13 protein-coding genes are annotated in these 12,081 nt (G+C 38.5%); 2 read left to right on the top strand and 11 right to left on the bottom strand.

Annotated features, from left to right (window positions below; translation table 11 throughout):
- Position 1: 1 nt before the first annotated feature.
- Positions 2-724 (bottom strand): AzlC family ABC transporter permease, encoded by a 723-nt coding sequence (locus MKL62_RS14040; protein ID WP_104039446.1) that lies wholly within the window; start codon positions 722-724, stop codon positions 2-4.
- A gap of 119 nt (positions 725-843) precedes the next feature.
- Here MKL62_RS14040 and MKL62_RS14035 point away from each other — a divergent pair, with 119 nt between their 5' ends.
- Positions 844-1,314: a hypothetical protein gene (locus tag MKL62_RS14035; protein ID WP_005111076.1), complete on the top strand. Its 471-nt coding sequence runs from the start codon at positions 844-846 to the stop codon at positions 1,312-1,314.
- A gap of 72 nt (positions 1,315-1,386) precedes the next feature.
- Here the strand turns inward: MKL62_RS14035 and MKL62_RS14030 are convergent, their stop codons facing one another.
- Both MKL62_RS14030 and MKL62_RS14025 read right to left on the bottom strand, forming a co-directional pair.
- Positions 1,387-1,722, bottom strand: coding sequence for a hypothetical protein (locus MKL62_RS14030; protein WP_000736695.1), 336 nt, complete (start codon positions 1,720-1,722; stop codon positions 1,387-1,389).
- A 172-nt stretch (positions 1,723-1,894) separates the two neighbouring features.
- Positions 1,895-2,602, bottom strand: a complete 708-nt coding sequence (locus MKL62_RS14025; RefSeq protein ID WP_005128839.1) for a Crp/Fnr family transcriptional regulator — start codon at positions 2,600-2,602, stop codon at positions 1,895-1,897.
- A 92-nt stretch (positions 2,603-2,694) separates the two neighbouring features.
- On the opposite strand from MKL62_RS14025, the gene MKL62_RS14020 reads away from it, so the two are divergent.
- On the top strand, positions 2,695-3,216 hold the full coding sequence (locus MKL62_RS14020; RefSeq protein ID WP_005128838.1) for an Mpo1 family 2-hydroxy fatty acid dioxygenase: 522 nt from the start codon (positions 2,695-2,697) through the stop codon (positions 3,214-3,216).
- 46 nt (positions 3,217-3,262) lie between these two features.
- Here MKL62_RS14020 and ychF read toward each other — a convergent pair whose 3' ends face one another.
- The 8 genes from ychF to MKL62_RS13980 form a co-directional block, all read right to left on the bottom strand.
- Positions 3,263-4,354: a redox-regulated ATPase YchF gene (gene ychF / locus MKL62_RS14015; RefSeq protein WP_000506572.1), complete on the bottom strand. Its 1,092-nt coding sequence runs from the start codon at positions 4,352-4,354 to the stop codon at positions 3,263-3,265.
- Positions 4,355-4,447: 93 nt separating this feature from the next.
- The gene (locus MKL62_RS14010) at positions 4,448-5,107 is read right to left on the bottom strand and encodes a methionine ABC transporter permease (protein WP_001153960.1); all 660 of its coding nucleotides are present in this window, start codon (positions 5,105-5,107) and stop codon (positions 4,448-4,450) included.
- Positions 5,088-6,164 carry a methionine ABC transporter ATP-binding protein gene (locus MKL62_RS14005; RefSeq protein WP_109850679.1) on the bottom strand — a complete coding sequence of 359 codons (1,077 nt, stop codon included), beginning with the start codon at positions 6,162-6,164 and terminating at the stop codon, positions 5,088-5,090. Before MKL62_RS14005 ends, MKL62_RS14010 begins: the two co-directional genes overlap by 20 nt.
- Before the next feature lie 5 nt (positions 6,165-6,169).
- Entirely contained in the window at positions 6,170-7,003 is an 834-nt protein-coding gene (locus MKL62_RS14000; protein ID WP_005128834.1) for a MetQ/NlpA family ABC transporter substrate-binding protein, read from the bottom strand.
- Positions 7,004-7,016: 13 nt separating this feature from the next.
- Positions 7,017-7,847 (bottom strand): MetQ/NlpA family ABC transporter substrate-binding protein, encoded by an 831-nt coding sequence (locus MKL62_RS13995; protein ID WP_005128833.1) that lies wholly within the window; start codon positions 7,845-7,847, stop codon positions 7,017-7,019.
- A 14-nt stretch (positions 7,848-7,861) separates the two neighbouring features.
- The gene (locus MKL62_RS13990) at positions 7,862-9,274 is read right to left on the bottom strand and encodes an LLM class flavin-dependent oxidoreductase (protein WP_000753083.1); all 1,413 of its coding nucleotides are present in this window, start codon (positions 9,272-9,274) and stop codon (positions 7,862-7,864) included.
- A complete protein-coding gene (locus MKL62_RS13985) occupies positions 9,274-10,497 on the bottom strand; it encodes an SfnB family sulfur acquisition oxidoreductase (RefSeq protein ID WP_005128832.1) in 1,224 nt (407 codons plus the stop codon). Before MKL62_RS13985 ends, MKL62_RS13990 begins: the two co-directional genes overlap by 1 nt.
- A 12-nt stretch (positions 10,498-10,509) precedes the next feature.
- The gene (locus MKL62_RS13980; protein WP_086224001.1) at positions 10,510-11,745 is read right to left on the bottom strand and encodes an SfnB family sulfur acquisition oxidoreductase; all 1,236 of its coding nucleotides are present in this window, start codon (positions 11,743-11,745) and stop codon (positions 10,510-10,512) included.
- Positions 11,746-12,081 lie beyond the last annotated feature (336 nt).

The following is a 12,081-nucleotide window of genomic DNA, read 5'->3' as shown; positions in this document are numbered from 1 at the left end:
ATTAAGTTTCAACCTCATCAAATTGTTTCAGCACATAATGTTTAAATAGACCTGCTAAAATGCCTGAAAGAATGCCAATAAAGATAGCCGCTGATAAGTTAATCCAATAACACGCTAAAGCTGAAACCACTAACGATACAGCAACTACAAGGCTATGCTTTCGTTCAAATGCCGCTAATAAAAAACTTAAAAATAAAGCAGGTAATAAGAAGTCTAAAGCTGCTTGTAAAAACTTTGGAAGGTGTGCGACTTGATCTGCAAATAAACCACCTAATAATGAACCACTTGCCCAAGACACCCAGCTAAATAGACTTAAGCCCAACATCCAAGACTCGGACCATTGTTGTCTGCGCTGTGAAAGTTGGATCATACCACTGGCAAAAACTTCGTCCGTTAAACCCCAAGCCCAAACGGCTGTCTTCTTTAAATTTAATTTAGTGGGAATTAAATTATAAAGAGCAGGCCCATAAAGTACATGTCGTATATCAAGTGCAATGACTGTTAAGGCGGTTAACCATATAGAAGAACCACTTGCTAAAAGTGCGACCACTAAAAATTGGCTTGCACCTGCATACATGGAACAAGAAAGAAAAAATGCTTCCCATGGGCTAAAACCAAATTGAGATGCAGAAACGCCAAAGGCAAAAGAAACTGGTAAGTAGGTGAGAACGATGGCTTGACTATCTTTGGCACCTTGCCAAAAAGTTGCTGTTTGAGCAGCCATCTGTTGTTGATTTGACACAATACACCTTGGCAGTAAACCAATTATAAAAACTTGAAAGATTGAGTATTGTAGCCGAATTTAATAGCATAGTGCCGAAATGTTTAATTCGGCAGTTTGATATGTTCAAATCAAAGACTCGTTTAGTTTATATCGCCATCTTGAGTGCGAGCGTATTTATATTGCAAGGTTGTGATAATGGCAATCAGAGCTCAGATAAAAAAGTAGAAATTAAACCAGCGCCGAAACTAACGAATGATGCGACAGTTTATGCAAAAAAGGCATGGACATTAATCAATACTGTTGATCATTTAGTCTATGAAAAACAGCTCAGTCAAATTAATGATAATGTTCGTAAACCACTACGTCAGCTCAGTACAGACTGGCGTATTAATGTAAAAATGACAGATTCGGTCACTGAAGGAAAATATGCGCTTTGCCGTAAAGCTTTAACGAGTCTAGATGTATGGGCGCGCGAAACGCTTGAAAATAATAGTTCGGTTGCTCAAAAACAGACAGATTATGAGCGCGATAAACAGCAGTGTAAGGAAGCGATTGAAAATCCGAATTTAGGAAACACATCTCCTAAATAAAGCCTATACATATAAAAAAGCGAGATGATCAATCTCGCTTTTTTGCTTTAAACGATAATGGGTGAATGATAATTACGGTTTTGTTGCAGCTTTAGCTGTGTTGGCAGTTTTTACAGCATCTTGCTTCATTTGGTGAGTCATTTGATGTGATTCATGTTGTGCATGAGTCGCACTGGTCATTGCATCATGCTTTTGCATGGTTAAGTCTTTTTTAACTTCCTGTTTAGTTTTAGTTGCCTCTTTCTTTGCTTTTTGAGCTGTAGCTTTTCCATGTACCGCTACACATTTTCCACCTTTGTGATTTGGTCCAGTACCGCCTTGTAGTTGAGTTCCTTTTGGACATGCAAATGCCGAAACACTTAACATAGCCAATACGCCTGCTGTAAGAATTGTTGATAATTTTTTCATGTTAATCAGCGCCTTGTTGAGTATTATTACTCAGCTTGAGTGTAAGGTGAAAAATTCTGCTTTAAAACATTTATTTTGTGGAAATAGAGTTTGAACAATGTTTTGATTTGCAGTGTTATCTAATTTTTTAATTTAATTTTAAGTTTTTATTATATAGCGGCGTTTCGTACAATTATGAATGAACTTGAGCAATTACTTTTAATTTTTCAATATCTAAAATCTCAATTTTTCTAAAAGCAATTTTAATAATATTTTGTTTTTCAAGTAGGCTCAATTCATGGTTGATCGTCTGCCTAGATGTAGTTAGCATGTTGGCTAATTGCTCTTGAGAAATCTGAATGCGATGATCTTGAATAAGAATATGGTTACCGTATCCTTCTAAAATGAACAGAAGACGTTGTGCAAGCCTTTGAGAAATACTGCGTGTTTGTATCGCAATCTGTTCTAAGAAAACGTACCTGAGTTTTTGGCTAGTTAAACGTGCAAAATAATACCAATAATATGGATGTTCTTTTAGTAGCACATTTAATGGTTTTGCAGGAATATGCAGAACTATACTTTTTTTCAAAGCAATCGCGTCGTGTGACCGTGGCTCATGATCAATTAAAGATATTTCACCGAACCACATAATCGGCTCAGCAATTGCAGAAAGTGCTTCATTACCATTTACATCGACATAACCTAAGCTAATTGAGCCTTCAAGGACGGTATAAATACCATCAAACTCATCTTGAGCGTGGAAAACGTAGCTATTTTTCTCAAAGGTGATTTGCTTGCCATGTTCTAAAATAAACTTTTGGAATGCTTCTGGAAGCACACTAAACCATGTGTTTTCTTTTAATCGGTTAATATAAATTAGGTCCAATATTCGGTCATCCATGAAAAAATTCATTACTTTGTCAAATAGCTGACAACTTTAAATTTTCCTTATTTGTACAGTATGACTATAGTTAGGTGAATAGGGAATAACTCATGTCAAATCTGGAGCAGAAACTGAGCCAATATGCGGCTTATCATTTAAATCATCAAAATATTTTGACGCATTTTATAGGCATTCCACTCATCGTGTTTTCAATTTTATGTTTAACAGCGAGGGCAGGAATCGATATTGGTAATTTTAAAGTTACTTTAGCTATGGTACTGATTGCAGCTAGTACGATCTATTATTTATTTCTAGATAAAGTTTTTGGCTTAATCATGCTCATGATATTGGTGGCTGTGTATCCATTAGCGAGCCAAATTGCCGAACTTTCTTTAGGACAATGGTTGGCTGCAAGTATTGGTTTCTTTGTTGTGGGATGGGCTTTTCAGTTTGTAGGGCATTATTTTGAAAAGAAAAAACCTGCTTTTGTTGATGATATAATAGGACTTGCAATTGGACCACTATTTGTATTGGCTGAATTTATATTTATGTTAGGTTTTAGAAAGCCTTTGCATGAGCGAATTTTACAAGAGGCGCGAAATAAACGAGAGATGATGGATTTAAGCCATTAAATATAAAAAAGCCCCAATCTAGTGGGGCTTTTTTTTAAGCTTTAACTTAAACGTTAAAACGGAAGTGCATTACATCGCCGTCTTGAACAACGTAAGTTTTACCTTCTAAACGCCATTTACCTGCTTCTTTAGCGCCGTTTTCACCGTTGTATTGTACGAAGTCATCATATGCAACAACTTCAGCACGGATAAAGCCTTTTTCAAAATCAGTATGGATAACACCAGCTGCTTGAGGAGCCGTTGCACCAACTTTTACTGTCCATGCACGAACTTCTTGTACACCAGCAGTGAAATAAGTTTGTAAACCTAAAAGTTTATAGCCTGCACGAATAACTACGTTTAAGCCTGGTTCTTCCATGCCCATTGCTTCTAGGAACTCAGCACGATCTTCATCTTCTAATAATGAAATTTCAGCTTCGATTTGGTTGCAAAGCGGCACAACAATTGCATTTTCTTCAGCAGCAAGTTTTTTAACAGCTTCTAAATGTGGGTTGTTTTCAAAACCGTCTTCTGCAACGTTTGCAATGTACATGGTTGGTTTCAAAGTCATTAAACCAAAACCACGGATTAATTTGCGTTCGTCATCAGACAAATCAGCCGCGCGAGCTGGTTTACCTTCGTCAAGTAACGGTTGGATTTTTTCTAAAACTGCTTTAGTTGCTACAGCTTCTTTATCACCGCCTTTAGCAACTTTAGTTAAACGTAAAATTGCTTTAGCAACAGTTTCAAGATCTGCAAGTGCAAGTTCAGTATTGATAGTTGCAATGTCATCTAATGGATCAATTTTACCATTTACGTGGATGACGTTTTCGTCTTCGAAACAACGTACAACGTGTGCAATTGCATCAGTTTCACGAATATTAGCAAGGAACTGGTTACCCAAACCTTCGCCTTTTGATGCACCAGCAACAAGACCTGCAATGTCCACAAATTCCATAGTGGTCGGTAAAACACGCTGAGGGTTAACAATTGCAGCAAGTTTATCTAAACGTGGATCTGGAACAGGAACAATACCTGTGTTTGGCTCAATGGTACAGAACGGGAAGTTTTCCGCTGCAATCGCTGCTTTAGTTAATGCATTGAAAAGGGTAGATTTCCCTACATTTGGCAGACCAACAATACCGCAATTAAAACCCATGAAAACCACTCACAAATGTGTAAATTAAAAATTGTGGCTGATTTTACATGAAAGCCATGACAAAGTCATGGCTAGAGCAGGGTTCTGTTGTGTTTAAACTTTACGTTTATCGAGTTGCTGGGCTAATGCATCACCAGTCGCTTGTACTAACATGACTAAAACAATCAATACTAAAATAACAGCCAACATAATTTGCATATCAAAACGTTGATAACCATATCGATAAGCAATGTCTCCTAAGCCACCTGCACCAATAGCACCAGCAATCGCAGATGAGTTAATCATTGTCACAATAGTCACTGTAAAGCCTGCCACAATACCCGGCAAAGCTTCTGGTAAAAGTACATGCCAGATAATTTGTTTACGGTTACAACCCATGGCTTGTGCTGCTTCAATTAAGCCTTGATCGACTTCACGTAAGCTGACTTCTGCAATACGGGCAAAAAACGGTATGGCCGCAATCGTTAAGGGAACAACCGCTGCCCATACGCCATAACTTGTACCTACAATCCAACGAGTAAGCGGAATAAGTGCTACCATTAAAATAAGAAAAGGTACTGAGCGAGTGATATTGATGACCCAACCCAAAGCCTGATTAATCTTTTGTGATGGGTGAATGCCATGTTCGGAAGTACTCACTAAAATAACAGCGATAGGTAAGCCAATTAAAAAGGCAATGAACGCAGATGCGCCTACCATGAGCAAGGTATCTACAGTTCCAGTAATTAATAAATCAATGAGCTGGTCTTGCATAGCCAAGTACCTCAAATTGTGCGATTGCTGTTAATGCATCTTGTTGTATAGATGAAAGATCAATTTCTACGTTAGGAATACCGACTAAAAGTGAGCCAATAATGTGCCCTTGAATGGTATCGACCTGACTTTGGTATAAATTGACGGGTGCTTTGAATTTGGCAAGTAGTTCTTGGATATCTGGAACCTGATGTGCTTCAGCCTCATATTTCAGTTTTACAATAATATGCGTCGAATCTTCATCGGGTAGAGGGTTGATTTTAAAAGGCAGAGTGATCTGCTCAAGGTTTAACAGTTCTTGAGTAATTTGTTGTTCTGGTCGTGAAAACACCGACCAAACTTGCCCAGCCTCTACAATCTCGCCTTGGTCAATCACCACGACTTGATCACAAATTTCTCGAATCACTTGCATTTCATGAGTAATTAATACAATGGTGAGACCCAGCTCCTGATTAATCTTTTTAAGCAAAGCCAAAATAGTGGCAGTACTTTCAGGATCAAGTGCCGAGGTTGCCTCGTCACACAGTAAAATTTCTGGGTGGTGAACAAGTGCGCGTGCAATACCAACACGTTGCTTTTGTCCGCCAGAAAGTTGTGATGGATAATAGTTAGATTTATCTGCAAGACCTACGAGAGCTAGAACCTCATTTACACGTTGGTCTATATCTGCTTTGTTGTAATTGGAAACTTTTAAAGGCAATGCCACATTTTCCCAAACCGTTTTTGCAGACATTAAATTGAAATGTTGAAAAATCATTCCAATCCGTTGGCGAGTTTGAATGAGTTCAGCATGGCTCAATTCAGCAATGTTTTGTTGATGAATATGAATACTGCCTGTATTCACTTGTTCTAAGCCATTTAACGTGCGGAGTAGGGAAGATTTTCCTGCACCACTTTTACCAATAATGCCTAAAATCTTACCTTGAGGAATATCAAGGTTAATCTCCTTTAAAGCATGCAGGTTTTGACCTTGAGATTGGTAAAACTTATTTAAACCACGAATTTTGATGTGGGGTAGAGAAAAATCAACTTGTGATCCAAAACTCACCATCGTTATTCTCCTTATTTCCAGCCTTGAAACCACATACCTTTACCAAAGTCTTTATCCAGAATATCTTGTGCTTGTTTTGAGTTCTGGAATGCTTTAACAAAGGTTGCAAGTTTTTGGTTTTTGTCTTGGTAATCGCGACGGGTCACAAACAAAATTGCATATTTTTTATCGATTGGATCTAAAAATAATGCGCTATGTGGGTCGGTTACCTTTGCCATTTTTAAGTAGTGGGGGAAGCCGAAAATTAAATCGACATCGTTATAGGCATGTGCTGTCTGTGGGCCTTCAACTTCAACAAAGCTCAGTTGTTTAGGATTAGCTATAATGTCTTGAGTAGTTGAAAGTTCATTATTAATATCTTTAAGCTGAATTAAGCCAGCACAATGCAATAAAATTAAAGCACGGGCTAAATTAACCGGATCATTTGGAATGGCAACACGTGCATTTAAAGGTAAATCTTCAAGTGATTTATATTTTTTTGAATATAAACCCACATGACTTCCTAAACCCACCCCAAATGCATGTAAGTCATAACCCGTTTCTTTAACAGCATTACGTAGAAATACGCTTTGCTGGAAAAAGTTTGCATCAATATCGCCGTTTTGTACGGCAACATTGGGTGCTCGCCAATCAGAAAATTCAACGAGTTTGACATGAACGCCTTGCTTTTCTACTTCATTGGCAACGCTTTGTAATAGCTCAGCATAAGGCGGGCTAATGCCAATCGTTAAAACATCATCGGCTTGTTTATTTTTAATATAACGGTAACCGACAAGGCCCAGAACTACGATTAAAATCGTAATTCCGAGTAACCAAGGCTTATGCTGTTTGAACTGAATCGCCATAATCTTTCCGTTATTACTTCCAGCCAGAGAACCAAAGTTTCGGCCCAATTTCAGCGTCTAACACAGCTTTAACTTTTGGCGAGTTTTGATAGATCTCAACAAATTTCTTTAATTTGTCGCCCTTATCTTGATAGTCATCACGCACTACAAACAAAATGGCATAACGTTTATTGGTATTGTCATCCAGTAAAAGTGCACTATTAGGGTCAGCTGTTTTTGCTAAGCGCAAGTAATGTGGATAGCCAAAAGCCAAGTCAACATCATCAATTGCACGAGCAGTCTGTGGTCCTTCAACCTCAATAAATTGCAAATTTTTAGGGTTTGAAACAACATCTTTGAGTGCAGATAAGTGATTATTTGAATCTTTAAGCGTAATTAACTTAGCTTGTTGTAAAAGAAGTAGGGCACGACCTTGGTTCACCGGATCATTTGGAATGACTACGCGTGCGTTTTGTGGCAATTCATCAAGACTTTTATATTTCTTTGAATACAGCCCCACATGTGAGGCTGCACCTACTGCAAATGCCTTTAACTTAAAGCCAGTTTCTTTAATTGCATTGTCTAAGAAGGGTTGATGCTGGAAAAAGTTCGCATCAATATCCCCATGATTTAAGGTAATGTTTGGGGTATTCCAGTCAGAAAATTCGACCAGTTTTACATTTAAACCTTGTTTCTTTGCTTCATCGGCAGCAGCTTGTAAAGGTTTTGCAAATGGTGGACTAATACCAATCACAAGTTCATTTGAGCCACTTTGTCGATGTTTATTCCATAAGAACAAAGCAACAAAAAGAACTACAACGACTAAGCCTATGCCTAGCCATTTTTTAGAGGCTGTTTGAGCCATGTCTATCTCCAAATTTAAGCGGTTATTTCTTCAATTTTTGTTAAGTTTTTGCTGTTGTTATAGGGACTACATCGGAACGCTTGAACAGGGTGCTGTTCTGGTAAATGATCACCCCGATTAAAAATTTTGTTCCGTAGTGAACCCGTTTTATATGCAGTTTTATAGCGACCACGTTGTTGTAGCTCAGGAATGACCAAGCGTATAAAGTCGTGGTGAGACTCAGGTGCAACTGTACGTGTCAAATTAAAGCCATCAATATCAGTCTCATCTAAAAGATGAATTAAGTATTCAGCAACTTCTTCGCCACTACCTACGATGAGGGGATAACGACCACCTAGAACATGCTGAGCTTTTAAGTCATTTTTTGTGATTTGCTGTTCTTTAAACTTTTCGGTAATCGAAACAATACTGTTACTTTTTTGGTAAGGAATCGCTTCATCGTCAGCAAACTTACTTAAGTCAATGCCTGTTGAACTCGCATAATGCGCTAAGCCTGCTTCAGGACTCGCATACTGACGATATTCATTAAGTTTTTGTACAGCCAGATCATGTGTTTCAGCAACAACAACTGTTATACCGACAAAGACTTTAATATCATTCGCTGAGCGTCCTTGCTGTTCGGCAAGAGTACGAATCTTTTTCACTTGTTCGCGTATCTTTTCGGGTTTATCCCCCCCAATAAATACACATTCAGCATGACGTGTTGCAAACTGCATACCTTTAGGTGAAGCACCTGCTTGAAATAGGGTTGGAGTGCGTTGCACAGAAGGAGATACCTGAAACACACCCTCACTCTGGTAATACTTTCCATGGTGGTGAATGGTATGCACCTTAGATGGATCTGTAAAAACACGCCGTGCTTTATCTTTTTTAACTGCGTCGTTTTCCCAAGAACCTTCCCAATATTTGTAGCAAAGTTCTAAAAACTCTTCGGCTTGCTCATAGCGGGCATCGTGGTCTTTTAAACCCTTTTGACCAATTAAGCGTTCGGCACTATCTAGATAACCTGTAACAATATTCCAGCCAATACGACCTTGAGTTAAATGGTCAAGACTCGCAAAGCGGCGAGCAAATTGATATGGATGCTCATAGCTTAAGTTCACAGTGACCCCAAAACTTAAGTTTTGAGTGACTGCCGCCATTGCTGAAATGAGGGTAGATGGGTCATGGCTCGGAAGCTGAATGGACTCTTTTAAAGTGAGATCTATACCGTTTTGATAGACATCATACACACCGGTAATATCAGCGATAAACAAACCATCAAATAAACCATTTTCTAAAGTTTTGGCCTGTTCTGTCCAATAGCTCAATTCGTTAAAACGATGTGATTCATCACGTGGATGTGTCCATAAGCCATGATTGATATGCCCAACACAGTTCATGTCAAAGGCGTTTAATAAAATCTCTTTTGCTTTGAAATCTGCCATTACAATGTCCCCCGACGAGGTGGTAGAACACCGTTAAGAACGTAGTTCCCAATAAAGTAATATTTCCATCGTGCGGCATCATGTAAGGTATGTACTCGCGCATTACGCCAGAAACGGTCTAGGCCATCTTGAGACTGACTACCACGGCTACCAGCAAGTTCAATCAGCTTAGACGATGCTTTGAGTGCGATATCGGTACTATGAGCACGTACTTTAGCCACCTCAATGGATGCTTTAGCAATGCTTTCAGGTGTGGTTTCAATTTTTGCGGCATCAATTGATTGAGCTGCCTGTTTTAATAGGACTTCACTAGCTCGTACATCTACCGCAATGCGTCCTAGTTCATAAATCGTTAAAGGATCTTGGTTGGCTGTTTCTACATTTGAATCAATCCAGGGGCGAGCTTGATGCACTCTTTGCAAGCTTTCTTCAAAGGCTGCACGTGCAATGCCTACCTCAATCGATGCATGCATGATTTGGGCAAAAGGTCCGACTAAGGTTGGTTGTAAAAATGCAGTATCAAAAGGAATGACATCATCTGCATCGACAAAAACCTGATCAAATTTAACTGTACCGCTGCCTGTGGTTTTTTGCCCAAAGCCAGACCAGTCATCTACAAGTTTTAATCCTTGTGAACCACTTTTTACAAATGCCAGATACTCACGTCCTGCATCGTCTAAAACTAAGGTTGGGATACGGTGAGCAAATAAACTTCCTGTGCAGTAAAACTTTTCACCTTGAATGAGATAACCATTTTCATGCGGACGAATGTTAGTTTGTTTATGGGTTGAAGTTTTAGTTTTAAACTCAGCAAGTGCATTACCAAAGCGGGTGCCATTTAACACTTCGCCGTATAAACGTTGTTTCTGAGTTTCTGTACCTGTATTGCGTAACACTTCTAATGCATAGAAGTGGTTTTGTGGAATTTGCCCGATTGAACCATCTGCACCGCTTAAAAGTGCAATCACTTTAGCAACAGTATGACTTGAAACTTCGGCACCGCCATATTGCTTTGGTACTGTAATTGCCCAAAGTCCAGACTGGCTCAAAGCATCAATTTCGGTATACGGTAAAATTCGCTTAGCGTCTCGCTCAACTGCGGTTTTTTTAAATTGCTCAGCAAACTGTTTGGCAATTTCTAATGCTTCAGCATCATTTTGAATAATGTACGCTTGGCCAGATGCCGATGTTTGTTTAGTTTGAACCGATTGATATGAAGTCATGACAATTGCTCCTTAAATCCAGGCATGGCGGGCAGGGAAATGACCATTAAGGTAATAATTGCCAATGGCATGTAATTTCCAGCGAACAGGGTCGTGTAAGGTATGTACACGGGCATTTCGCCAATGTTGATCTAAATTATGTTGGCTTAAACTTGAACGGCTACCGCCTAGCTCTAGTAGTTTTTCTGAGATTTGTAGGGCAGCATCATTGGCATAGACTTTTGCTTCTGCGACCAAAATTGAAGCTTTTGCTACTTGTTCGTCAGTCACCGTTTGAAGTTGATCAAGTTCATCTAAATATTCAGCAGCTTCATCAAGCAGTAAAATTGCTGCGTCGAGTAAAATATTTAACTTACCCACCTCTTGTAGGGTGTAATGTTCAAAGCTGGCTTTTTCAACATTTGCATCAATAATGGGGCGCGCTTTGTGTATGGTCGATAAAGTATCTTCAAAAGCAGCTTCCGCAATACCGACATCAATTGCCACTTGTAATAACTGCGAATACGCACCGCGATAGGTCGGAACTTGTGTTAATAAACGCTCATCAAAAATAAGTTCAGGATTAACTTCAACTTGATTTAATTTAACTGTACCACTCGCTGTAGTACGTTGACCAAACCCATTCCAGTCATTAATAACTTCAATGCCTTGAGCATCTCGGTTAACAATCACTAAAACGACATGGCCTTCTGGATGAATCGCTTTAATTGCGAGCCAATGCGCAAAACTTGTTCCCGTCGAATAAAACTTTTCGCCGTTTAAAAAATATTTGCCGTTTTCAATAGTAAGCGTGGTTTTTAAGGTTTTTGAGTCATGGGTATTTCGTTCGGGACCACCGTTGGCAAGACGTTTACCGGCTAATATTTCTGAAAAGATAAATTGTTTTTGTTGTTCTGTACCCATGATTTCAATCAGGTTTAACAGGCTAATCTGATTTTGTGGAATCTGACCAACATTTGCATCACCTTTACTTAAAATACGGAAAACTTGTGCCAGTGTTTTATTGGAAACGAAAGCACCGCCGTATTTTTTTGCAATACGAATTCCGCCTAAGCCTTTTTGGCTAAAGCTTTCGATTTGCTCATGCGGTAATAAGCGTTGTTGATCACGTGTATTACGACCCTCTAAAGCAAAATCAGCCACTTGATAAGCAGCATTAATTGCTTGTTGATCATTTTGAATGACTTGGACGTATGCCGTCGTTTTAGATAGAGAATTAGACATAATGACACCTTGTATTACTGTCATTACCTTACAAAAGAAATATTTTTCCACTAAACGAGGACTTATGCTCAGCTTATGAATAAAAATGCAAAGCACTTTTTTTGATTTTTAATATATAAATAGAGATATAGAAATATATTAAAAATCAATAAATTATAATTTTTATTTGTAAAATGAATAACTAAAAGGACTTTAATATGAAAAACAGCTATAAGTACGGTAAAAAAAGATATAAAAAATATAGACCTAACTGTCAGTGAAAAATGAGCACAATATCCATTGTTTTCATTAAAAATAGCTTCTAAAGTATCTACTTACCGAAGACGATTTTTGTACGAATAGTCAAATAAAAATAAACGT

It is taken from the genome of Acinetobacter sp. AOR01_HL (genome assembly GCF_027855455.1).
GTDB classification, from domain to species: Bacteria; Pseudomonadota; Gammaproteobacteria; order Pseudomonadales; family Moraxellaceae; genus Acinetobacter; species Acinetobacter baumannii.
This window is presented reverse-complemented; position numbering and strand designations above follow the sequence as displayed.

Excerpts from the sequence above, each read along its gene's own strand:
- MKL62_RS13995 (WP_005128833.1), bottom strand. The coding sequence starts at position 7,847 with ATGGCTCAAACAGCCTCTAAAAAATGGCTAGGCATAGGCTTAGTCGTT.
- MKL62_RS14040 (WP_104039446.1), bottom strand. The coding sequence starts at position 724 with ATGGCTGCTCAAACAGCAACTTTTTGGCAAGGTGCCAAAGATAGTCAA.
- MKL62_RS14010 (WP_001153960.1), bottom strand. The coding sequence starts at position 5,107 with ATGCAAGACCAGCTCATTGATTTATTAATTACTGGAACTGTAGATACC.
- MKL62_RS13990 (WP_000753083.1), bottom strand. The coding sequence starts at position 9,274 with ATGGCAGATTTCAAAGCAAAAGAGATTTTATTAAACGCCTTTGACATG.
- MKL62_RS14035 (WP_005111076.1), top strand. The coding sequence starts at position 844 with ATGTTCAAATCAAAGACTCGTTTAGTTTATATCGCCATCTTGAGTGCG.
- MKL62_RS14000 (WP_005128834.1), bottom strand. The coding sequence starts at position 7,003 with ATGGCGATTCAGTTCAAACAGCATAAGCCTTGGTTACTCGGAATTACG.
- ychF (WP_000506572.1), bottom strand. The coding sequence starts at position 4,354 with ATGGGTTTTAATTGCGGTATTGTTGGTCTGCCAAATGTAGGGAAATCT.
- MKL62_RS14025 (WP_005128839.1), bottom strand. The coding sequence starts at position 2,602 with ATGGATGACCGAATATTGGACCTAATTTATATTAACCGATTAAAAGAA.
- MKL62_RS13985 (WP_005128832.1), bottom strand. The coding sequence starts at position 10,497 with ATGACTTCATATCAATCGGTTCAAACTAAACAAACATCGGCATCTGGC.
- MKL62_RS14020 (WP_005128838.1), top strand. The coding sequence starts at position 2,695 with ATGTCAAATCTGGAGCAGAAACTGAGCCAATATGCGGCTTATCATTTA.
- MKL62_RS14030 (WP_000736695.1), bottom strand. The coding sequence starts at position 1,722 with ATGAAAAAATTATCAACAATTCTTACAGCAGGCGTATTGGCTATGTTA.
- MKL62_RS13980 (WP_086224001.1), bottom strand. The coding sequence starts at position 11,745 with ATGACAGTAATACAAGGTGTCATTATGTCTAATTCTCTATCTAAAACG.